Here is a 24,445-nt window from a genome sequence, read left to right as displayed (position 1 = left end):
TGGTTATGTTCAGTACGATTCTAGAACCTGCAATTCATTTTTTGGGAAAAAGGAAAAGGACAGGCCAAAGAACCGGCATGCCAAGTAGCACGCTGTATTCTTAGGCTCTGTCCCTTGTACCTGAGAGTTACCCCGCCGTTTATTCAGACAGGTTTCCCCTTGGGTGATCATAACGTCCGTATAGGACGATTAGATGCTCTCCAGAGTTGCGTCCTGTAAAAGTCCTTTTGCCTGAGAGATTCACCCCCGCTTGTCGGTGGTTTACTCCTTCGGCGCCGCCTCATGCACATCCCCAAACCGGGTGTACGGGCAATCTCTCCCTTTACATTCATCCGCGGTTCATACGTAGTCCAATTAACTTCAGTTGCTCTTCTCATTAAAACGTGAATACAGTCCTGATGTCAAGAACGATATCATTGAAATTGTGTAAAATACGAATATTTAATGTTTATACTATATTAATGTTCGGTTATTTTAAAAGAGTGCGCTTACTATTGTAATATTCACCATTATATGCAGAAAGAGTAGTGTAAGGTTACACACGAAGAGGTATCCAAATCTAAATAAATTGTGAGCTAACTTGACATTTGAATCTGAAATATCATACGCTATTGTCTGGGAAAAAGGTGAAGGTCAAAGAACGCATGCACTCATTAATGAAAAGCGAGGCGGATATCGATGAGCGAATTGAGAAATGATTTCCTGTACAGTAAAGAGCACGAATGGGTGCAAACCGTAGGGGAGGATACCGTACGTATTGGCATTACCGAGTTCGCGCAGCATCAGCTGGGTGACATTGTGTTTGTAGAATTGCCTGATCTTGAAGCCGGTGTAAAAGCAGAAGACAGTATCGGTACGATTGAATCCGTCAAAACGGTATCTGATCTGTTCTCACCTGTCAGCGGCACCATTGTTGCAGTGAATGAAGCTTTGCAGGATTCGCCAGAACTGGTCAATAGTTCTCCTTATGAAGAAGGCTGGATGATCGAAATCCGTGTCGATGGAGATGTAGCAGCTGCATTATCCACATTGCTGAAGGCGGATGCTTATCTTAAACATACTGAGGAATAGAATTCGACTGGATTGTCGAGTTGATTTGTACTTATTGACATATATATAATCTCGTTTGAATATAAAAAATCTTGTTCTTTAAACCTGTGTGAGCTATGGAGCTTACGCAGGTTTTTTGCTGTTTTTTTACGTATTTTGGAGTGACATAGCATCATGAATAAAAAAAATGCAAACGGACCAAGCTATTTTATTGCTTTGTATGTTGTATATGAATAAAGTCATAGGCAAGAAAAGCCTTGCGTATCAAAGGGTTGAGCATATATTCCTAATTAAGAGCGACTACATAATCCAATGTTGTCATCATTGTTCATGACGAAAGTACGCTTTCATTTGATTGAACAGGAAGGTTTTCTCGCTTAGGATTACAGCAGGGGATCAATGATACCCCTTTCATACGAAATAATGACTTGATTCAAGGAGGATAAACCAATGAGTAATTTGGATCAAACATCCAATTCCAAAGGTGGGTTACGTGTTGGTGTGCAACGCTTCGGACGATTTCTGAGCGGTATGGTCATGCCCAATATGGGAGCATTTATTGCTTGGGGATTAATTACAGCGATGTTTATTAAAACAGGATGGTTTCCGAATGCGACAATAGAGCAGCTTGTAGGGCCGATGATTACTTATTTGCTGCCGCTACTGATCGGTTACACCGGGGGTACGATGGTGCATGGCACACGTGGTGGTGTCGTCGGGGCGATTATGACCATCGGTGTCATTGTCGGAACGGATATTCCAATGTTCCTCGGGGCCATGATTGCGGGGCCTTTCGGTGCATGGGTGATCAAGAAGTTTGATAAATCCATTGAGGGCAAGATCAGAGCCGGTTTTGAGATGCTGGTCAACAATTTCTCGGCAGGAATTATCGGCGGTATTTTGGCGATCTTTGCTTTGCTCGGTATCGGGCCGGCAGTAGAGGCCATTAGCAAAGTGTTGTCTGCTGGCGTACAAGGTTTGATGAATCTGGGCTTATTGCCACTCGTCAATCTGATTATTGAACCGGGTAAAGTATTGTTCCTGAACAATGCCATTAACCACGGGATCTTAACGCCAATTGCAACAGATCAGGCAAGAGAATTAGGTAAATCCGTTCTTTACATGCTTGAGTCTAACCCGGGACCAGGACTAGGTATTTTGCTCGCTTACTGTTTCTTCGGTCGTGGAATGGCGAGATCTTCTGCACCTGGTGCGGTGGTCATTCATTTCTTCGGCGGGATTCATGAGATTTACTTCCCGTACATCCTGATGAGACCTATTTTGATTCTGGCAGCCATCGCCGGCGGTGTAGCGGGTACGTTAACGTTCATGCTAACTGGCGCGGGATTGGTTTCGGCACCATCACCAGGCAGTATCATTGCCTATTTCCTGTTGACGCCAAAAGGTGGATATATCCCAATGCTTGCCGGGGTTATCGTGGCAGCGGTGGTTTCCTTCCTGATTGCCTCTCTGTTACTCAAAACGGGTAAACAGAAGGAAGAGGATCTGGAAGAAGCCTCCAGTCGAATGAAAGATATGAAGAGCCAAGGCAATACAGCAAACGTAACCATCACAGCGGATAACCATGAAGCGAAAAGAGCAGCGGATATCGCAACTTCCGTTGCATCCAAGGCAAAAGCAGATGTGAAAAAGATTGTTTTCTCCTGCGATGCAGGTATGGGGTCGAGTGCAATGGGTGCTTCGATTCTGCGCAAAAAAATGAAAACCGAAGGAATTGACGTTGCTGTAACTAACACGGCGATCAGTGAAATTCCGCAAGACGCAGACGTTGTTATTACGCAAAAAACACTAACGGATCGTGCACGTTCGGTAGCACCTAATGCAGAGCATATATCCATTGACAACTTCCTAAAAAGCCCGGAATACGATGCGCTTGTTGAACGTTTGAAGTAAAAGGGAGCAGACTGCGAACCAGCTTCAAACAAGGGCAGCCGTTTTCCCAGAGCCGGAGGCTGAGATATGAGTATTACCAAAAGACAACGTGAAATCGTGGAATTCCTGTTGGAACATCCCCATGAAGTCACCGCGGGTGAAATTGCCGTTGAAGTAAAAGTGAGTACACGTACCGTGCATCGTGAGCTGCTGATGATTGAACAGTGGCTTGAACCACTCGGTATGCGCCTCGAAAAAAAGTCGGGAACCGGAATACGCATTGATTCCGGTTCAGATGACCTCAGTGCATTACGCCAGAAACTGGAGGGTAATGAATATGTAGAGTTTACGCCGGAAGAGCGTAAGCTCTTCATGCTTTGCATCCTGCTGGATGAAGCTGAGCCGGTCAAACTGCTTGCTCTCGCTTCCGATCTGAAAGTGACCGTTTCGACGGTCACCACCGATCTGGATGATCTGGAGTCACGCATTCGGCAGGCGGGTCTGAAGCTTGTTCGAAGGCGAGGCTACGGTGTCAAAATTACCGGAAGTGAAGCGATTCATCGCAGAGCCATTGCAGCGCTTGCTTTGGAAGTACTGGATGAGTCGGATCTCTTTGGTAGACAGCCTGAGCAAGGAGGCTCCATCGTTAATCAAAAGTTGCTCAGTATGATTGGTCACAGCGATGTACTTACCATTGAAAATGCATTGTGGCAACCGGATATCGAATGGCTTGAAAAGATACCTGAGCGGCAATACATGAAATTGCTCATTCAGTTATCGGCTGCTGTGGTTCGGATACGTAAAGGTTTTAACATAGAACGTTCTTCCTCAGGGATAAGAACGATTGCAGGCACTGGAACCGTGGCAGAGCAACATGAAGAGAGAGTGCCAGTTTTCATGGCTTCGCGCCTTTGCAGTGTTCTATCCTCACAGCTTGGAGTCGGCTTCTCGGATGAAGAGCAAGCTTATTTTCACCAATTGCTTACGGAGACAGAGCAACAGATCCATTCTTCACGACTGCTCCCGATCGATGATCTGATTCTGATGGACAGGGTGCATTCGCTTACGGACCAGATGCAACAAAGAACAGGTTATGCGTTTCATGAAGACCGCTTGCTACGTGAAGGTTTAATTGCACATATGGTACCGGTAATGGAGCGACTTGAAGGGCATCAGATGATACGTAATCCACTGCTGCAACAAATTCGCAAGGATTATGACACTCTTTTTGAACAGGTGAAAAGGTCTGTGTTACATGCATGGCCGGGAGCAGAAGTGCCGGATGAGGAGATCGGTTTTCTAGTCATGCACTTTGGTGCATCCATTGAACGGTTGCGAGCGTTGAAGCAGGAAATTCGGGCCATCGTTGTATGCAACAGTGGCATTGGCTCCTCGCGCATGTTATCCAGCCGGTTGTCGAAGGAATTTCCGGAGATCCAGATTATAGACAGTGTCTCTTGGTACGAAGCCGCACGAATGCCAACCGATGAGTATGATCTGGTGTTGTCTACGGTCGATTTACCGATGGAGGAAGATCAGTATTACAAGGTCAGTCCGCTATTGACAGCCGAAGAAAGCGAGAGCTTGCGACATTTTATCAAAACTACAACGTTACAGCGGCAACATCGCAAATCCCGCGACATGGGCAAGGAGACACCCACTCGTAGGATCTCCGATGCGGACGGAATGGAAGCAACGCTGCTTGAAATTGTACGCATTATCGGTAAGTTTCAGGTACATGCAATGGATAATGCGCATCTTGATTTTGCTCAAAGTGTGCTTGGGATGTGTAAGGTTGCACATCGCTCAGGCATATTGAAAGACCCGGGCGAGGTCGCCAAGTTGCTTGAGGTTCGCGAGTCGATGGGAAGTCAGAAGATTCCCGGGACGCAGCTGGCCCTTTTCCATACACGGAGTGAGAGTATCTACAAGCCGTCCATCAGTCTTTTTCAACTAGAGGAACCTCTGCTTCGAACAGTGGAGGACCCGGAAGGTGTCAGTCATGTATTACTGATGCTGGGGCCAAAGGAGTTGTCCAAAGAAAGTTTGGAGGTGCTCAGCGAGATTAGTGCACTGCTTCTGCAAGAAGAGATGATTACACTGCTGGGCAAAGGAAACAGGGATGAAATCATCCATTACCTTTCCCGTGAACTGGTTGGGTTCTATCGCAGTAAAAATGAAATTGGAGGTATTTAACATGAGTATGTTAACAAAAGACAAAGTCATCATGAACGCGACGGCTCAAGATAAATATGAAGCGATTCGTATGGCAGGACAGATTTTGAAGGATGCAGGTCATATCACTGCAGATTACATTGGCAAAATGATTGAGCGTGAAGAGATTGTATCCACTTATGTCGGCAATGGACTGGCTATTCCGCATGGTACAAAAGAATCCAAAACGTTCATTCTCTCGACCGGTATCTCGGTAATTCAGTTCCCGCAGGGGGTTGATTTTGGAGAGGAAAAAGCTTATATGGTCATTGGCATCGCTGCACAAGGCGGCGAACATATGGAAATTCTGACGAGCATTGCAGTAATCTGTGCCGAAGAAGAGAATATGGAAGCACTGCGTTATGCGAAAACTGCTGAGGAAGTAATCACCATTCTAGAAAGTGAAATGGAGCTATGAAGGCCCTCCACTTTGGCGCAGGTAACATCGGACGCGGATTTATTGGTTTGATTCTGTCCCGTGCCGGATATGAAGTGACGTTCTCGGATGTAAATCAGGAACTAGTGAATGCTCTTCGGAGGCGCGGGGAGTACACCGTAGAGCTTGCCAATGAAAGCAAAGATCAGGAGACCGTAACCGGAGTAAAAGCCATTGATGGACGGGAGTTGCAGACAGTTGCTAAGGCCGTGGCAGAAGCTGACCTGGTTACAACCGCAGTTGGTGTAGGCATACTAAAGCATATTGCACCAGGAATCGCAGAAGGTCTGGAGCAAAGAAGACGTGCAGGTTCTGTACAAAAGCCTTTGCATATTATCGCTTGTGAAAATGCCATCGGTGGAAGCGCTCAGCTGAAAGAGCATGTGTATGCTTTGCTGGATGAGCAAGCTCGCGGGTTTGCTGATGAATATGTTTACTTTCCCAATTCGGCCGTAGACCGGATTGTCCCCATCCAGAATCATGAAGACATGTTGCATGTTCAGGTGGAGCCTTTTTACGAGTGGGTAGTGGATCGCTCGCAAATGGCACCTGCATTCAAACCAATGGATGGTGTTGTTTATGTGCACGATCTGGAACCGTACATTGAGCGTAAGCTGTTTACTGTGAATACGGGACATTGCGTTGCGGCATATATCGGCTATGTGCACGGATATGATACCATTCAGAAGGCTATTGCCGATGAAAAGGTGAAATCCGTGGTATATGGAGCACTGCAGGAAACGGGTCAGGTGCTGGTGAAACGCTTTGGTTTCAACCCGGAAGAACATGAGCAGTATATTGTAAAAATTTTGGGGCGGTTTGTTAATCCTTATCTGACCGACGAGGTAACCCGTGTGGGGCGCTCGCCACTACGCAAGCTTTCCCCGAATGATCGTCTCGTTCGCCCGGCACTTCTGGCGTATGAAGAAGACATGCCAGTGACACATCTCGCCATGGGCATGGCGGCGGCCTGCAAGTTTGATGTGTCTGATGATCCCGAAGCGGTGGAGCTACAAAGCATGATCCGCGAAAAAGGCGTTGAAGCCGCATTATCGCACTATACTGGTATGGATGAGAATCATCCGGTACTGGTGGAGGCAGTGAAGCAGTACAAACAGATGTAATCGGTTTGTATAACAGTAATCGAAGTCTGGCATAGTGTATTGAAAGCTCAGCGTGGATCCACTAAGGCTGGGACGTTAGCAAGTTTATCTATCTGTTTATACAGAAATATAGATGGAATAGAGATACCAAACGTAATAACGAACTTAAGTCTCGAATATAAAGAAACCATCCCTTCAAATTCATGATACAGTTCCATTTGAGAGGGAATGGTTTCTTTTATTTTTCGATCCTAGTTAACAATCGGCTCTTCATATCGCTTTTAGCGAATAAGAGCTGGTTATAGCAAAATAGTTACTCATGCTCACGTACATAGTTCTCCAAACATTGCTGACAAATGCATGACTTGCCGCGTTTCTCGGCTGGAATGCGTTCAAACACACCTTCGGGGAAGGAAACATGGCCGCACCAACATTCCGAATGTGGTTTACCTTCAGCATAGGCACAAGCATTGCTTTCTCCGCAAAGTGGACATATCAGCGCATTGAGCGTTTTGCCAGGAGTGCTGTCCTGTTGATCAGACATGGCCTATCTCCCTCCTTTTTCATTGTTTTACAATCCGGGCAATGACCTTTTGTTGATTTCAGTATAACAAATACATTAGTTTTGCTCCCACCTTTTATAATCGTGACTTAATCCATCTGCGCTGCAAGTACCCGTATGAGAGTAACATATGCACAGGTTGATTTTTTAAATGCGTGGGCGTGCCTTCATTCTTCCGGTGGTAGCTCAATTTGTAATCCCTCTACATGCTTGCGCCCCATGAGTTTGCGTTTTTTGCGGTTTTCTTTGCTTTCCAGCACAATGTCGAGATCATAATCGGCTGGATACAACTCATCAGCAGAGATGTGCAGACGCAGACGTTTCTTATGAATTTTTAGTTTGCGGCCCCGAATCATGACCCCGATCTGTCCACGGTTATCCTCTTCTTCACTTACTATACCTGCCTGATCCAGATAGGCAACGTAGACGCGGTCTCCTTTACGAAAAGCACGTATTGGTGCTGGTGCCGAATTGGAGACGGGAGGCGCACCGTTTGGAGATATAGTCTTATTTGGGACGGTCGTATGTGCATTTTGCTCTATAGAATCAGTGTGTTCCATAGAGACAGGCAAGGTAGTGTGATGTTCACTATCTGTTTGTGATTGCGATTCTTTTGCAACATCTTGCATCATGTTCTTCGTGAGAGCTTCATCCACAACAGATTTGGAACGAGCGATGATATGCTGGGGCATGCCCAGCTTCAGCGCGATCGAATATGCATAGCTTTCACCGGCTTCTCCGATCCGAAGTCGATACAGAGGTTGGAGAGATGCGGTGTCAAACTCCATGCGTGCATTTTCAAATCCAGATGTGGCTGAGGCAAAATGCTTAATTTCCCCAAAGTGTGTTGTAGCTACCACGGTTGCTCCGCGGTGATGCAATTCCTCCAGCATAGCAATGGAAAGTCCTACACCTTCTCCTGGATCTGTACCTGATGCCATCTCGTCAATCAGTACAAGCGTGGAAGGATTCGCCTGCTCCAGAATGGTAATCATATTCCGAATATGCGCTGAGAATGTGCTGAGTGCCTGCTCAAGACTCTGTCCATCGCCAATATCCACTGCGATCTGTTCATACACGGCCATTTCACCTCTTTCATCCACAGGAACAAGCAGCCCAGATTGCACCATGAGAGTGAGCAACCCCATTGTTTTGAGAGCAACGGTTTTACCGCCTGTGTTCGGGCCTGTAATGATAAGGGACGAGTAAGTGTATCCGATGGAAAAATCAAGCGGGACCATGGACGGCCCCATCAAGGGGTGTCTCGCTCGTTGCAGTTTAACTTTACCGTTGCTATTAACGCGTACGGATTGACCATCTATAGCCGCCGCATATTTTGCTTTGGCAAACAGGAAGTCAAGCACGCCAACGGTTTCTGTATTCAGTGCAATTTCCCGGCTGTACGATTCGGCCAGGGAAGTCAAGTCTCCAAGGATTTTCATCTCTTCCCTGGACTCCTCGGCTTGCAGTGAAGAGAGTTCTATCTGCAGTCCTGACAGCTCGGCTGGTTCGATATATACGGTTTGGCCGCTACCCGATTCGTCGAGTACACTGCCTTTAACCTGTTTACGGAACTCTTTTTTAATGGGCAGTACGGTTTTTCCATTTCGCTGGCTCACGACCTGCTCCTGCATGATCGAACGGTGCTTGCTAACCAGTGAATCCAGCTTGCGCTTCATGCGTTCCTCATGCACGGTCATTTTCTTTCGAATCCGTAAGAGTTCCTTGCTCGCTTGATCCTGAATTCGACCGTTGTGGATACAGCGTTCGATTTCACTTCGTAAGGGTTCTATAAGCATCATAGATGATGCATAACGACTTACGATGGGAGCGATGCCGGATTTACTCTCCATATACTTCATCAGTTGTGTGCAGCTGTGTAGAAATTGCGCGAGATGACTGAAGTCGCGTTCACTGAACAGATATCCCGTGCCAAGCAGGTTGATAATCGTTTCCATCCCCTCCAGCGAAGGGATGGGCACGCTCGCCCCAAAACGGACAAGAGCTGTGGCCTCCGCAGCTTCGTCCAGACGCATCTGAATCAGATGCACATCGGTCATCGGTTTGAGTTCACGGGCATAACGTTTCCCCAGATAGGAAAGGGCGCAGTCAGCAATATTTTTTTGAATATGATGGAAGCCAAGAATGGTTAGGGTTTGTTCGTTTGAACTCTTGATATTTGCCGTCTTGCTAGCGTCATTATTGTTGGTATTGTTGTTCATGTGTAAATCTCTCCTTCATGTAAAATGTTTTTGTTGTGCTTATATAAATTGAGCTATTCATTTACACGGAAACGAAGAGGACAGAAAAGACCTGGAGAAGCGAAGCGTTCGCCTTTATCACCAGATTTTATCCTTTCTAAAAGGGGATCAAGAAAATCTGGGGATAACAGCGATTGGAAGGTTATTCTGTCATCGGAGTGCATGTGTGAATAATCTTTAGTTCAATTTATATAGTCAAAAATATTTCTCATGGAAAACACAAAAAGGGCGGAGAATGAACAAACGTCATTCTCCGCCCTGAACGTATGGGAAAGCAGAGTCCATAAAGAGAGTCTATACAAAAAAAATCCGCGCTGAACACAGCGCGGCAATAGACCCGGACATAGGCAATCCCGGAGGCGATGTTTGATTTCCGCTGTTCTTAACTAAGTACAGGGATCTGACGCATCATGAAACACACGTATGCCTTGACGGCAAAAGTGTCATGAAAAGCCAAACTCCTGAATATGAAACTTGATTAGTTAAGAACGCTCACCGACATCAAAATCTCTCCTTCGACCTGAGGAATATACATGTAATATAAACTGGAAATCACTTCAAGTCAACAAATCTGAATAAAGATGTGGACTTGATTATGATTGGGTTTTAAAATAACAATAGTAATTTAATCCAATGTAAGCGATTTTTTATAAAAGGGAGATGCTCTTCTTGCCTAAATATCTACTGCGTCTACTCTGCTTTACGATGATTCTTGGGGCATTGCCAGTCATTGTGATTGGTTCCGTCTCGTATACGATTGCCTCGCGTGATATCGAACAGAAAGTGCGCGAGAGTAATCTTCAGATACTACATCAGACTCAGATGCGAGTAGAACAAGTATTACGAAGTTTACAACTGTCCTCAATCCAGTATGTCAATTCACCTTTGGTGCTTCGTGCAATGAAGCAACCGCTGAATAGTAGCGAATTTCAAGAAATTCGCGATTTGACATCCGGTTTTAACAATCTTCAGGCGGTCACAAGTATTGATCAGGCTTACCTTGTAAATCTGGAACAGGACTGGGTCGTATCGATGCGTTCATTTGGTAAAATCAATGATTTCAGCATTCGAGACCGAATCGGAACTTATCTTACATACACCAACAGTTTGTTCTGGGTGACTCAGAATAAAAGTTCATCCAAAGAGAGTGTGCCTGTATCTGCTGGCATGGGTGAGGCTTTAACGGAACAGGCTCCTACCTTGATCTCTTCTGATAATGTAGTCAGCATGGTTTTTAAAATTCCGATGGTGCCCACAAATGTGAAACCGAAAGGGTTCCTTGTCATTGATATTGCGGATGCAGAGCTGAGCAGCTTTTTGAGCCGGAATCCGAATTCGGGTGATTTGTATGTTCTGGATAAAGACCAGAAATACTTTCTGAATGACACGAATTATGGAAATAAATACGATCTGCTCAACCAAGACATTCAGGAGAGGGTTCAGACAACGGGGGAAGCACAAGGTTTTTACAGCGCAGAAGTGGAGGGCAAACCCGTAGCCGTCAGCTACAGGCAGTCTCCGCTAAACAGCTGGTTATACGTATCGGTTGTTTCGCTTGGACAGATTACAGCCCAGTCACAAAAAATCGCAGTGGTGACCGGTGTGGCGACGTTAATCATGTTATTGGTGACAGGGCTTGTGGCCATCTACGGTAGCCGGCGTATGTACTCACCAATCTCTAGACTGTTGCAGTTTACAAAAGGGTTAGATTCTCCGCTCCCTCCAGCTGGACGCCGTCAGGATGAGTTTATTTATATTGAGGAACGCTTGTCTACCCTGTTCAGTTCGGAGAGAACGATGCGTGAGCAGATGAAGGGGCAACATGTGCATCTTCAGGAGTTTTTCATGACCAAGCTGCTGACAGGTAAAATATCGGAAGAAGATTTCAGATATCAGGGCGAATTGTATGATTTCCCGACCGGATGGTCACATCTGGGCGTGCTGATGCTTCAGATTGATACGCTTGAAGGCACGAGATATGAGGAGCAGGATCGGGATCTATTGCTATTTGCGGTCAATAATATGGTAGGTGAGTTGATTCCTTCCGAGATTCGGTTCACACCGGTCATGCTAGATGATGCGCAGGTTACCGTGCTTGCTTCTGAACTGAGTGATGAGATACAGCTGAAGGAATGGATGCACACACAGGCCGATTGGATTCGTGAACGGGTTGTAACCTATCTGAATCTGCCAGTAAGCATAGGTATTAGCCGGGCTTATTCCAGCATTGGAGATACGCCTAGAGCCTATCAAGAGAGCAAAGAAGCGTTGCAAGGCAGAGTCAGCTTGGGTAGCCGTATTATTTTACATTATGAGGACATCCAACCAAGAGGTCAGGTGGAAGCTGCGCTGTATACGCAGTTACGAATGATCGAAGATCAGTTGGCTTCAGCGATCAAACAGGGAGACGAAGAAAAAACAGATATCTATTTTACACAATATTTAGGATTACTGGCGGATAAAAAGCTGCATTTCAGCGAGTATCCAGTCATTATGGTGCAGTTATTGTCACGGGTATATCAACTTGTGCAAGAGCAGGGCGGGGATGTGGCAGAAGTGCTTGGTGAGAAAGCTTCCATGGCATACTTGCTGAAATTATCTACACTTGATGAGATGACGGGTTGGTTCCGTAAGCGTTTATTTCTGCCTGTGATTCGTTACTGGAAGGAACAAGAGGAGTCACAATATATGAATATCGCCCGCCGGATGATTCGACTGATCGAGGAACGGTATGATCGGGATTTATCGCTGGAGGCTTGTGCCGAGGAGTTGAACTTTCATCCGGTCTATCTAAGCCGGGTCTTCAAGAAGGAAGCGGGTGTTAATTTTACCGAATATCTAGCAGAGTACCGCATGGAAAAAGCCAAAACGTGGCTACAGACGACAGATTTAAAAATATCGGAAATCGCCGAAAAATTAAATTACACGAACCCGACAGCTTTTATCCGTACATTTCGCAAAATAACAGGAACAACTCCCGGCAAGTACCGGGAGCAGCAACGCTAGAGAACATGGCCTGCTCTGCCCCCATGGCAGGCAGGCTTTTGTCGTTCAATTTAACTTTCTTTTTGAGCCCATTCGCAGCTTATAAGCCATAGTTAAACCAGGAACATGCAGGTTGAAAGCAGTTCATTTCTAGTAGCGCCAGCCATTCTTAAGTGGTTAAAACCCTTGATACACAAGGAAAAACAAGAGGCTAAAACGAGATGATAGCCAGTGATTCGATTATCCGCCACAATGGAGACATGAATTCAGGAAGTGATCTTTTGTAATCGTTTCCAACGTGGGGAGGAAGACACTATGAAAGCCGAAACGGCTGCTCGAACAAGGCCCGCTACCCGCAGTGACAAAAACCTGCTCTGGAGGGACGTCATCAAAAACCGGTGGCTGTACATTATGCTGATTCCGGGAGTGCTTTACTTTGTTATCTTTAAATACATACCGATGTATGGGATTACGATGGCTTTTCAGGATTACACACCGTACAAAGGCATCCTGGGGAGTGATTGGGTAGGATTCAAACACTTCCAGCGTTTTTTTGGAGAACCGCAGTTCTGGACCTTATTTAGAAACACGTTTTTACTTGCGATTTATAATCTGGTTTTCTTTTTTCCATTACCTATTGTGCTTGCGCTCATGATGAATGAGGTTAGGCGGGAGCGGTTTAAACGCTTCGTGCAGACACTGGTTTACGTTCCACACTTTGTTTCCTGGGTTGTTGTGGTTGGTGTGTTCTACATGCTGTTCACGACTGAAGGCGGTGCAATCAATGAACTGCTCTACAACCTGACGGGACAAAAAATTGCCTTTCTGCTTGAACCAGGATGGTTCCGTACGATGATTGTAGGACAATCCATTTGGAAAGAAGTAGGCTGGGGCACAATTATCTTCCTGGCGGCACTCTCTGGCGTAGATACGCAGCTTTATGAGGCTGCTCGGATTGACGGTGCTAACCGCTGGCGTCAGACCTGGCACATTACGTTGCCAGCGATTCGGAGTACCATCATCATTTTGCTCATTTTGCGTCTGGGTCACTTCCTGGATACAGGCTTTGAACAGATCTTCCTGATGCTGACACCTACTAACCGTGACGTGGGCGAGGTATTTGATACCTACGTATACACGAAGGGGCTTACCCAGGCACAGTACAGTTATAGTGCTGCTGTCGGATTGTTTAAGTCGGTTGTCGGACTGGCGCTAGTGCTTGGTGCCAACACGTTAGCCAAAAAATTCGGGGAGGAAGGCGTCTATTAATGCAATATTGGCAGACGCTCTTCATCAGACAGGAGTGAACATTAGATGCAACAGGACAAAACATGGAGCAACCGGATCTTTGATTTTGTGAATCATGGCTTGCTGCTTTTGATTGGTATTGTGACCGTAATCCCGTTCATTTATATTTTGGCTGTGTCGTTTACCAGCCCGCATGAAGTGGCCAAAGGAGGATTTATTCTTTTTCCGAAAGAGTTCTCCTTGGCAGCTTACCGTTACATTTTTTCTACGGATACATTGATTCGAAGTCTCGGTGTATCGATCTATATCACCGTTGTGGGTACGCTAATCAACTTGCTGTTTACATCGCTTATGGCTTACCCGCTATCCAGAAAGTATTTGCGCGGACGCCAGCCGATTCTGCTGGGTGTACTCTTCACGATGCTGTTCAGTGGCGGTATGATTCCAACGTATTTCGTCGTTAAATCCCTGCATCTTACCGATACACTCTGGTCTTTGATGTTGCCAACGGCTATCAGTGCCTTCAACCTGATCGTACTCAAAAACTTCTTCCAAGCCATCCCGGATGAGCTGGAAGATGCGGCCAAAATCGATGGCTGTAACGATGTCAGCGTTTTGTTCCGCATTGTGCTACCACTCTCGATGCCAGCCATGGCTACCTTTTCACTCTTTTATGCCGTGGCACACTGGAACAGCTTCTTCAGTGCCGTCATCTATATCAACGACAGTGAGAAGTGGCCTGTACAAGTCTGGCTACGTGAAATTGTCATTTTGGCACAGAGTCGAATCGGAGATACGAGCATTGAAGAAACCGAAATTCAGCCGCTTACGATTCGCATGGCTGTTATCGTATTCTCTACCATTCCGATTATGCTGGTCTACCCATTCCTGCAAAAGCATTTTGCCAAGGGAGTGATGCTCGGTTCGGTAAAAGGCTGATTAGTGCAGTGTGTGGTGTGAAGCGTATTACTGAATTGTGAATACCAGTCTGTGACTGTATATCAAAAAGGGAGGTTTTCATGAATGAAGGCAACAAAAAAGAAAGCCGTAGCTGTTCTGAGTACACTGGCTCTGGTGACCGGTTTGCTGGCAGGATGCGGATCAGATGAAGGTCAGGCTGCCGAAGGCGGCGTACAGAATGTATCTATCGCTATTGCACAGGTGGGTGACGTGCCGAGCAAGGGCAACGATGTACAGAAAAAAATTGAGGAATATACCAAAACCAAACTGGACATCCAGTGGATACCGGCATCTGCGTACAATGACAAAATTAATGTCATGATCGCCTCCAGCGACATGCCGAAAATCGTAAAGGTGCAATATAACCCGACGGTAACGAATGCGATGCGAAATGACGTATTTTGGGAAGTCGGACCTTTACTCAATGATTACAAAAACCTTTCTGCCCAAAACGGACGTTTCTTTGACAACATCAAGGTTGAAGGAAAAATTTATGGCGTGCCGGTATTCTCCGATATTGCACGGGCAACTGTTATTTACCGCAAGGATTGGTTTGACAAGTTGAATCTGAAAGTACCAACAACACCGGATGAGTGGTATGAAACGATCAAGACGTTGTCTACTTCCGACCCGGATGGCGATGGACAGGCGAATACGTTTGGATTGATGTTGTTCAAAAAGTATAACGAAGATCAGTATTCTTTTACGACTCGTCTTGGTGTGAGCTTTGGCGCACCGAACAAATGGAAGGTTGAGAGTGATGGGAGCTTTACACCAGAATTCATGACACCGGAATATATGCAAGTGATGGATTTGTTGAAACGTTTGTATGAAGAGAAATTGTTGAACCAGGACTTCGCTGTATTTGATTCAACGGAAGCGGAGAAAAAGTATGATTCCGGTGTTGTCGGCATGCGTGTAGGTGTGGCACAGAATGGTAAGAGCCAGCAGGAACGTCTGTCAAAAAATAATCCGGACGGTGTTGTAGATATTGCCGGTCTGTTAGGGCCAAATGGTGACCGTGTAGCTGGACAGACAGGTAACTCGGGTATTCTGGCTTTCCCGAAAGCAACGGTAAAATCGGAAGAGGAACTGAAAAACTTGCTCTCCTTCCTGGATAAATTGATGGATCCAGAGATGGCAACGCTGCTAATGCGTGGTCTGGAAGGCAAACATTACACCAAAGTCGGAGACAACGAAGTGGAAATGAGTGATTTCGATGCTTTCCAGCGTGAAGTGAAGCCATATCGGGATAATTTCCCTTATGTTGATGGTTACAATGTACCTAAACTGAAGGACACCGAGCTTGGAGAAAAAGGAACAGCTTTGGTGAAGGAACTGGCAGAACATGCAGTACCAAACCCTGCATTGACGTTGTATTCTCCAACATATGGTGACCGCGGAGCAGATCTGGATCAGATGATTGCCGATGCGCAAACCAAATACATTATGGGCAAGATCGATCAAAGCGGCTGGGAAAAGGAAATTGAGAATTGGGCTAATGCAGGCGGTACCAAAATCCGCGAGGAATATGCCGAGGATTACAAAAAACAGGCTCAATAAGGAGCGAAACCGGAGGTTTGATCATGAAGGAAACGTTACAACATACACCTATGCGCATGGCCGACCAGTTTATGGAGAGTTATCGCAGCCATGAGCTGTATGCGACTTGGCATTATGAGAACGGTTGTCTGCTCAAAGCACTGGAAGAACTCTACGCTCGTACAGGTGAACAGAGATATTTTGACTATATTCAGGAACTTATGGATCATTTCATTCAGGAAGACGGATCGATTCGGTCCTATACGATTGAGGAATATAATCTGGATCAGATCAACCAGGGAAAATCACTATTTTTCCTGCTGGAGAAAACAGGTCAGGAAAAGTATCGCAAAGCTTCTGAGTTGCTGATGGCGCAACTGAAAGGGCAACCGCGCACAAGTGGGGGCGGTTTCTGGCACAAGAAAATCTATCCGTTCCAAATGTGGCTGGATGGATTGTATATGGCGACACCTTATCTGACTCAATATGGAGCCGTGACTGGTGAAGAGAAGTGGTTTGACAAGGCTGCTTTGCAATTGCTTTTGGTGGAAGCACAAACTCGTGATCCACGCAGTGGTCTGCTCTACCACGCTTGGGACGAGAGCAAAGAGCAACGCTGGAGCTCCGGAGATACAGGGTGCTCACCACATGTCTGGAGCCGGGCAGTAGGCTGGTACGTGATGGCGGTTGTAGATACGCTGGATTATCTGCCAGTTGATCATGAGCAACGTGGACAGATTATCGGTATTTTCGAGCGACTCGCAAATGCGCTTATCCATGTACAGGATCAGGAGACAGGATTGTGGCCGCATCTGCTCGATCAGCCAGGACGCGAGCGGAATTATCTGGAGGCTTCGGGCACTTCGATGTTTGTATATGCCCTTGCCAAGGGTGTGCGCAAAGGATACTTGAGCGGGAAGTTCAAAGCGATTGCGGAAAAAGGATATCAAGGCCTGTTGCAACATCTGTTGCAAACAGACCAGGAGGGTGTGCTTTCCCTGACACAGTGCAACGGGGGAGCAGGTCTTGGAGGAACTCCGTATCGTGACGGGTCCTATGAGTACTATGTGACTGAATCGATTCGTATTAATGATCCGAAATCCGTTGCTCCATTTATTTTGGCAGGGGTAGAGATGGAACTGGCATAATGCCGGTTCTTTTCTCCAAAGCATTATGATAGCGCATACATTACGAGATTGAAGGCATCTATGATTGAGGAATGAGGGCAAGTCCACTGAACAATAGGTTTATCCAAAAGGAGAGATGGTTCATGAGTCCAAAAAGTCCAAAACGTTCAAAGAGTCCAATGTTTCGCGTAGGAAGCTTCGTTATTGTTGGCGCGATGTCTGCCGGTTTGCTGGCTGGATGTGGGGGAGAAAAAGCTCCAGCCGCCGGGGAAGGCAAAATGCCCCTTTCAATTTCATTGATGCAGGTGGGTGATGTGCCCGCTAAGGAAAATGCAATCGAGAAGAAGATTGAGGAATACACGAATACCGATGTAAACGTGCAGTGGATTCCGCAATCGGCGTTCGACGACAAAGTCAATGTCATGGTGGCATCAGGGGAGATGCCAACGATTATGCGTGTCAATTATGTACCTACAACTTTTAATGCGGCAAAGACAGGATTGTTCTGGGAACTCGGGCCTTACCTGAAAGATTACAAAAACTTGTCTGCCCAGTCGGAGGCCCATTTTAATAACATCAAGATCGAAGGTAAAATCTACGGCATCCCGAATTTCCGGGATATCGGACGAACGGCGATCGTATATCGGAAAGACTGGTTTGATAAGCTGAAACTGGATATCCCGAAAAATCTGGATGATTGGTATGAGGTTATGCGTTCTGTCCGCAAGGATGATCCAGATGGTAATGGCAAGGAAGATACGTATGGTGCGTTGTTGTTTAAAAAGTATAACGAGGGTGTATCTTCACCGCTGACCCGGATTGCTGTAAGTATTGGTGGAGTCAACAAATGGGGTGTAGACGACGCTGGTAAATTAACACCAGAATTTCTGACTCCTGAATATGTGGATACGATGAAGCTGTTCAAGCGACTTTTTAATGAAGGGCTGATCAATAGTGATTTCCCTGCACTGGACCCTTCCGATGCGGACAAAAAAATGGATTCAGGTCTCGTTGCTATGAAACTGAACGGTGTTGCTCAGAACGGGAAATCATCCCAGCAACGGCTCACACCTAATGCACCGGATGGTGTCATTGATGTAGCGCCGTTTCAAGGGCCAGATGGCATTCGCATTGCCGGTGAGCCTGGAAACTACGGTATGCTTGTCATTCCCAAAGCATCTGTAACGGATGAAGCGCAACTCAAAAAGGTACTCACCTTCCTGGATCAGCTGATGGACGAGGAACTCAGCACGCTGCAATTGCGTGGTTTACTCGATGTGCACTACAGCAAGACCGCTGACGGTAAAACGGAACTGAAAGACTTCGATGCATATCAGCGTGAGGTCAAACCATATCGTGATAATCTGCTAAGTGTGGAAGGATACAATGTGCCTGAACTGGTCGATGTTCCTATTGGTATGAAAGGCACGAAGATGGCTCGAGAAAATGAACAGTATGCAATTGCTAATCCTGCACTTACGCTGTCCTCGGTGATCTATACAGAGCGCGGTCAGGAACTGGATCAGATGATCTGGGATGCGCAGACCAAATACATTATGGGCAAGATCGATGATGCTGGCTGGGAACAGGAAGTTGCCAACTGGAGAAAAGCAGGCGGTGACCAGCTGATCACAGAACTGGAAGCTTCGTATAAAGAGCTGAACGGGAAATAAATGAGACTGCCATAAAAAAAGGTTGATTTCATGCAAGGAATAAGTTTATTCTATAAAAGAGGATAAATTCCATAATTTAATAAGTGAGACCACACCTTAAAGCATAAGGCTATGAATCTACGGATTCATGGCCTTTTTTTGTTTTTTTAGGATAAAGAGTAGGTCTCAAGGAGGGGGAGATGGTCACCTTAGAATCATGGGGAGGTATGAAAATGATACCAAAATACCAGTTATACATGGTAGAATATTGATTATAATTCCATATTTAGGATTTTGACTTATGTTTGATAAGCAAGTCATCCGTTTGAGCAAATGAAGCATCCCCATACTAAGGTACAAAGGAGCGTGAACAGATTGAAGATGAAGCGAGTGGTTCAAGTTAAGAAGAAAAGAAGATTTGTTTATATGATAGGGCTGTTAACAGCAGTCATGATGGCAGGTACATGTCTTTCTTTTGGAATGGGATCTGGGCAGTGGACGACAGAGGTTAGTGCTGCGGGAGTGAGCGACAGTGTAGGGAGTCGGTTCAGCGATATCAAAGGACACTGGGCTCAGGCAACGATTGCAAAAGCATATGAGAAAAAATTGATTTCCGGCTATCAGGATGGCACTTTCCGCCCGAATGATAAGATCACCCGCGGGGAATATGCAGCAATACTAGCTCGCGCGACCAGAATCGAGAATGCTCAGGGGCAGTCTTCTTTCTCTGATCTTCAAGGACATTGGTCTGAAACGGCTGTCCGCCAGTTGGTGGGACAAGGCTTTATTGACGCTGGTGATTATGCAGGCGGCTTTAAGCCCAATACGGAACTGACACGATATGAAATGATGAAGTGGATTGCAAACGGACTGATCAAGTCGGACAGCAGTTTTCAGAATGCTTTTAATGATACGAAAAACACCTTACTGCCTACACCCGAAGTAAACCGCGGAACGATTCGTAACGAACAGATTCCGTACCTCGCCCTAGTGCGCGGAACAGGCATTGTCGGTGGATTTCAAGACGGCACGTTAAAACCGGCAGATACGACAACTCGTGCAGAGGTTTCTGCTATTCTGCTTCGCTACATGGACGTGGAGGGAACAGATGCTTCCAAGTACAGCGACCTGAACGAGATGCGGGAAGTGGGCACGACAGGTACGAATTTAACGACGATTAGTAATTATAAGTATATCAAGGGAAGTTTCAAAGATATCGTTAACACGGAGTACACACTTAAAAATAAAGTTGGTGTCGTGAAATATCATAGGTTTATTGTCGTAGACACTCGAGGAAAACAAGCTAGAGGCTTATACGCTGGGTTGTTTGTAGATCAAGAAAACTTGACTAGAGCTCAGGTAGGTCGTTTCTCCACGTATGCTGATATTACATTTACATCTAAATTGGAGAAGTCGAATCTTTTAACTTTCGCTAGAGCAAATAATAACATAGCTATACCAGTTCAGCGATTATTTAATGAGGCGTATTTGAAACAGAAGGGATTTGTTACATTACCTGATGATACAAGCAAGGTTTTGAAGAAAGATATTCCATTTAGATTTTGGACATCACATACATTAGACGCTGTGCAAGGCGGATATATGATAAAAGATGATGCAGGTAAAGAAGTTCAGATCTATCAATAGAACTTTTGGTGGTGGTTAAATTAAATAAAAAATTTGCTTCTACAATTAATGTTCAGCGTTTAATTAGAATTTGTTTCATCGCGTGTTTTATAACTTTGCTATATTATTTCTCAAATTATATCTTTGGAGTTAATGCTGCAGCAGAACAATATGGGCCTAAATTCATGAAGGGTTCGGCAGTAATTGTAGATGCGGATGCAACAGAGGGGAGACCAGGTGTTTACTGGTATCAACTTGATTCAGGCAAGTTTAGGGCGGAATATCAAGGAACTCACAAAGATGTAGCTAACGGAGGAACAGATGAGGATGCTTACCCTGTCAAAACAGAAATACCAGACAACTTGAATATGAGAGAATGGCCTCCAGAAAGTTGGAAACCCTATAGAGGGAATATTATTGAATCCTCAATTGTAACAGATATTAAGTTAAAAGATGATCCTAATGGTGTTAGATATCAGCAAGTTAACAGCTATGAAGGAATAGGGATTCCACGGGTTACGAGTGAGAGTAATGCAGATATTCGAACATACACTGGTAAGGGATATACTTTTTTTGAAAGAGAACAGTTTGGAACTAGACCAGGAGGTAAGCCGAAGTTTAGAATGGTTTACCACACGCCCGTCAGTATCTTTTGGGAAGGGAAGATTTATGAAGAAAAAGAGATTGACGTTACACCTGATATTACCCTAACCATTGGCCAGACCAAACAGATGGTAGCCAAAGTAAAGACCAAAGGCTATGGTTCCACAACGTGGAGTGAGGGAGTCGATGTATCTGGCAGGGAGACGGAGATTAAATGGTTTTCTTCGGACGAAGCGGTGGCAAGCATTGAACTAAAGACAGGTATGTTAAAAGCAGAAAGCCCTGGAACGGTTACGGTACGTGCAATTTGGAACAATGGTACATATCTCATTTCGGATACAGCCACCGTTACCGTGACGTCCGAACCGGGACTGGTTGTGAACCTGCCTAATGCCTGTAAATCTACGACAACACCATTGCAGGCGGAAGCAGTCCTTACCAAATCGGATCGAAGTATCCATAAATTGACGGTGCATCCCAAATTGGCGTGGACCAGTTCGAATGCTTCTGTGGCGACAATCGGTGCTGATGGCAAAATTACAACAAAGGGTATTGTGGGTACTACGATCATCAAAGCTCATTTCCTGGATACCGCCCAGCGTATAGATGAACAGGCTGAACAAGAGCTTGAGGTCAAGGAATGCTCTAATGGCGGAGGTGGAGGAGACACGGGCGGTGAAGATCCAGGAAACGATCCTGCGAATGCCTGTCCGGTGAGCATCAGTCCACCAAGTCGAGGCGCAGTACTTGAAGCTAAAGTGATGGATCCTTCGGTTCAAGGGGTGCTCAGAGCAGACATTCGGGGTGCCGAGAAATTTGATGTTACACGAGGAATCCCAACGTCGGAAGATTTATATGCAAATGTTCTCGCCAAAGGATATTTGTTTCAGCACCGATGGGTGAACATGACGGGCACAGTGACCTATGATGTTAAAGTCAAGAAGACGTACCACAAAACGTGGACAATACCAGGCCGACCTTCCCGCGGTGAGGGGGATCCAGGCACACAACCAGAGCCCAAAGAACGTGATGTGCCAGGTGATCGATCGATGCGAGTAACAAGGGAATATAGTTATTGGCGGATTGATAACTTAGAGGTCTACAAATTAAATGAAGCCAAGGTGTCTAACTATGCGCTTGGTGGTTACGGAGGTGTAGTTACGCTGACACCAAATTCCTACATACCTCCAACTCTACAATCTATGACGGATACTGCTGTGCAGAGTCATGTTAAACCTTCGCCATGTCGTGAGATTGATCTGGGTACCCAGACTGTCCCTGGAGGTTCCACTGAGCCGCCTACGCCGATGGAAACTTCACTTTTTCAAGCAGAAGCAGAAGCGGTGGTTCAGGAGAATACGGTTAACAATGACAAAGTGGTCTTTAATGGTACGACTATTATGAATAATAGCCCAGCCCAGAAGGAAGCCCCCAGACCTGGAATGATTCCGCAGCCTCATATGATCGGGGATGATGTGTTATATCAGAACAGATTAACCATTCAGAACACACTGATGAACAGAGCAGATCAGCCGAGCACGGGTGACATATTCTACGGACTACTGCCTGAAAACGTAAACGCTGGACAAAATCAGCGGTTTTCAATTCCTGGAATCAATCCGGTCACGGTACATACACCAGTGGTCGACTATGCTTGGGTTTCGGATGACCAGCCGCATAACCAAAAAACGAAGCCAGATCCTATGCGGGCGGCGTTAATTCTGGAGCGTCCATTCTTGGTCCGTATCCCCACGTCAGGACAACATCTAGATGAAGTACGCTATCCAGGTTACGGAAATCGCGATTACGGGAAGTATTTTCGCAGTAAACAGGTGCGTTTCCCGTTCGATGTTTACACCGATGGCAAAAGTAGCTTTATCCCAGCCAAAACCTGGGTTGATATTCCCGTCAATCAACTGGATACTACCTTTGTGCTTCCTGTCTGGATCGATGAAGGCGCCTATCAGATTGAGTTCCGCAACATCGCAGAAAATGCACCCATGCAGTTTACAGAACAACCTGATGCTAATACGGATCTGGCACATCATGTCGCAACGGATACGATAGCTGTGGAGGTCATTGGGCGATTGTATGATTTTCGAATCACAGATATCGCGGACTATCATTGGGAGAGGGTGTTTCGTCAAAGACCAGGAAGTCCCGAGCCTACGGGTGTTAACTACTGGACAGGAACAAATGAAATTGATGGAGATCCGAGGGGCAACCTGGCTCCGTATGTTTTGCCAATCCGCCCAGGTAGCCACCCTGTGCAGGGATACCGCAATGTCGCTGTGAAGACAGGCTATCACTTTAAGTTTGATGTGAAGACCAAGGGGAATATGTTTGGCAAACAGGATGGTATCCGAATCACACCAACTTTCTTTTATATCCCCAAAGACGGAACCAAGAGGCAGGAAGTGGATTTGTACTACCATCGAGGGCAGCAGCAACTTATCCTTATTGGATCGGCACAGGATGTTGAGAAGCGTTATGTAGTGCTGAACGCAAGGCTACGAAACGTGCCTGGAATGGAACTCAGCGATACAGCACGCTATCAGTACACCCATGAATGGACATCAGAAGATCGGCAGTTGTATACGCTGGAACAGGCGATGGTTCGGTTTGTGACCCAGATGTCATATCGTCAAACTTGGACAGGCAGGTACGATTGGATGATTCTCCCGTCACAGATTCGTACACTCATAGGTCCAAAAACAGACCTTCCTTCCGGGGTGGATATAGATCGGGCGAATGCCGCCATACAGCGCTGGTACGGAGAATATAGCCTGCCAGCCGATGTATATGCTGTTCCCAAAGGCACGAATCTGGAGCGTCTGGCCCGAGAAACTTTGCTAGATGACAAGGCTCCTGTATTCCTGCAAGATGGATACATTGTAGTGAACTTTAATCTGGAAACGTTACAAAATGGCAATACACTCGCGCCTCATCTGCAATATATGCACGCCCCATTAATGAATCAATGGAAACTGGAAGGTTTTAATGGAAGTCCAGTGGATGAACAGGGGATAAGATGGCAGACGAGAGATGGAGATGTGGTGTGGTATCATGCAGATCAATCTAGCCGTGATGATTTTCAAGCGCAGGTACCTCATTAGCGAAACGACGGGTTTGAAATAAAAGTAGAAGCTTTATATACGAAGTAGCTGTGATGTGAGTCTGCGT

The 24,445-nt window shown here is 45.9% G+C and carries 15 protein-coding genes and 2 riboswitches; of the genes, 13 read left to right on the top strand and 2 right to left on the bottom strand.

The window, feature by feature from the left end:
- Positions 1–105: 105 nt before the first annotated feature.
- Positions 106–206: riboswitch (glycine riboswitch) on the bottom strand.
- A 3-nt stretch (positions 207–209) separates the two neighbouring features.
- Positions 210–332: riboswitch (glycine riboswitch) on the bottom strand.
- Between the two features lie 346 nt (positions 333–678).
- The 5 genes from gcvH to H7T88_RS04670 all read left to right on the top strand — a co-directional run bounded on the left by gcvH (position 679) and on the right by H7T88_RS04670 (position 6,717).
- Positions 679–1,071, top strand: coding sequence for a glycine cleavage system protein GcvH (gcvH, locus tag H7T88_RS04690; protein ID WP_090915477.1), 393 nt, complete (start codon positions 679–681; stop codon positions 1,069–1,071).
- A 429-nt stretch (positions 1,072–1,500) separates the two neighbouring features.
- Positions 1,501–2,964 (top strand): PTS mannitol transporter subunit IIBC, encoded by a 1,464-nt coding sequence (locus H7T88_RS04685; RefSeq protein ID WP_221787312.1) that lies wholly within the window; start codon positions 1,501–1,503, stop codon positions 2,962–2,964.
- A gap of 66 nt (positions 2,965–3,030) precedes the next feature.
- A complete protein-coding gene (locus H7T88_RS04680) occupies positions 3,031–5,139 on the top strand; it encodes a BglG family transcription antiterminator (protein ID WP_154887575.1) in 2,109 nt (702 codons plus the stop codon).
- A 1-nt stretch (position 5,140) separates the two neighbouring features.
- Positions 5,141–5,575 carry a PTS mannitol transporter subunit IIA gene (locus tag H7T88_RS04675; protein WP_221787309.1) on the top strand — a complete coding sequence of 145 codons (435 nt, stop codon included), beginning with the start codon at positions 5,141–5,143 and terminating at the stop codon, positions 5,573–5,575.
- Positions 5,572–6,717 (top strand): mannitol-1-phosphate 5-dehydrogenase, encoded by a 1,146-nt coding sequence (locus H7T88_RS04670; RefSeq protein ID WP_221787307.1) that lies wholly within the window; start codon positions 5,572–5,574, stop codon positions 6,715–6,717. The genes H7T88_RS04675 and H7T88_RS04670 overlap by 4 nt, the downstream gene beginning before the upstream one ends.
- 292 nt (positions 6,718–7,009) lie before the next feature.
- Here the strand turns inward: H7T88_RS04670 and H7T88_RS04665 are convergent, their stop codons facing one another.
- Both H7T88_RS04665 and H7T88_RS04660 read right to left on the bottom strand, forming a co-directional pair.
- Entirely contained in the window at positions 7,010–7,240 is a 231-nt protein-coding gene (locus H7T88_RS04665) for a cysteine-rich CWC family protein (RefSeq protein ID WP_221787303.1), read from the bottom strand.
- A 185-nt stretch (positions 7,241–7,425) separates the two neighbouring features.
- Entirely contained in the window at positions 7,426–9,480 is a 2,055-nt protein-coding gene (locus H7T88_RS04660; RefSeq protein ID WP_221787301.1) for an endonuclease MutS2, read from the bottom strand.
- A gap of 708 nt (positions 9,481–10,188) precedes the next feature.
- Between H7T88_RS04660 and H7T88_RS04655 the strand changes: the two genes are divergently transcribed.
- The 8 genes from H7T88_RS04655 to H7T88_RS04620 all read left to right on the top strand — a co-directional run bounded on the left by H7T88_RS04655 (position 10,189) and on the right by H7T88_RS04620 (position 24,378).
- Positions 10,189–12,525 carry a helix-turn-helix domain-containing protein gene (locus tag H7T88_RS04655; RefSeq protein WP_221787296.1) on the top strand — a complete coding sequence of 779 codons (2,337 nt, stop codon included), beginning with the start codon at positions 10,189–10,191 and terminating at the stop codon, positions 12,523–12,525.
- A gap of 294 nt (positions 12,526–12,819) precedes the next feature.
- Positions 12,820–13,773: an ABC transporter permease gene (locus H7T88_RS04650; protein WP_090915459.1), complete on the top strand. Its 954-nt coding sequence runs from the start codon at positions 12,820–12,822 to the stop codon at positions 13,771–13,773.
- A 45-nt stretch (positions 13,774–13,818) separates the two neighbouring features.
- Positions 13,819–14,691: a carbohydrate ABC transporter permease gene (locus H7T88_RS04645; protein WP_090915457.1), complete on the top strand. Its 873-nt coding sequence runs from the start codon at positions 13,819–13,821 to the stop codon at positions 14,689–14,691.
- An 84-nt stretch (positions 14,692–14,775) separates the two neighbouring features.
- Positions 14,776–16,275 carry an extracellular solute-binding protein gene (locus H7T88_RS04640; RefSeq protein WP_090915455.1) on the top strand — a complete coding sequence of 500 codons (1,500 nt, stop codon included), beginning with the start codon at positions 14,776–14,778 and terminating at the stop codon, positions 16,273–16,275.
- Positions 16,276–16,298: 23 nt separating this feature from the next.
- Entirely contained in the window at positions 16,299–17,402 is a 1,104-nt protein-coding gene (locus H7T88_RS04635) for a glycoside hydrolase family 88/105 protein (RefSeq protein WP_221787294.1), read from the top strand.
- Positions 17,403–17,524: 122 nt separating this feature from the next.
- Positions 17,525–19,054: an extracellular solute-binding protein gene (locus H7T88_RS04630; RefSeq protein ID WP_260510700.1), complete on the top strand. Its 1,530-nt coding sequence runs from the start codon at positions 17,525–17,527 to the stop codon at positions 19,052–19,054.
- 360 nt (positions 19,055–19,414) lie between these two features.
- Positions 19,415–20,680, top strand: a complete 1,266-nt coding sequence (locus H7T88_RS04625; RefSeq protein WP_221787453.1) for an S-layer homology domain-containing protein — start codon at positions 19,415–19,417, stop codon at positions 20,678–20,680.
- A gap of 164 nt (positions 20,681–20,844) precedes the next feature.
- A complete protein-coding gene (locus H7T88_RS04620; RefSeq protein ID WP_260510699.1) occupies positions 20,845–24,378 on the top strand; it encodes a DUF5704 domain-containing protein in 3,534 nt (1,177 codons plus the stop codon).
- Positions 24,379–24,445: the final 67 nt, after the last annotated feature.

The sequence above is a fragment of the Paenibacillus cucumis (ex Kampfer et al. 2016) genome (assembly GCF_019748695.1).
GTDB lineage: Bacteria > Bacillota > Bacilli > Paenibacillales > Paenibacillaceae > Paenibacillus > Paenibacillus polysaccharolyticus.
The sequence above is the reverse complement of the archived record's forward strand: the minus strand, read 5'-3'. Positions and strand labels throughout refer to the sequence as shown.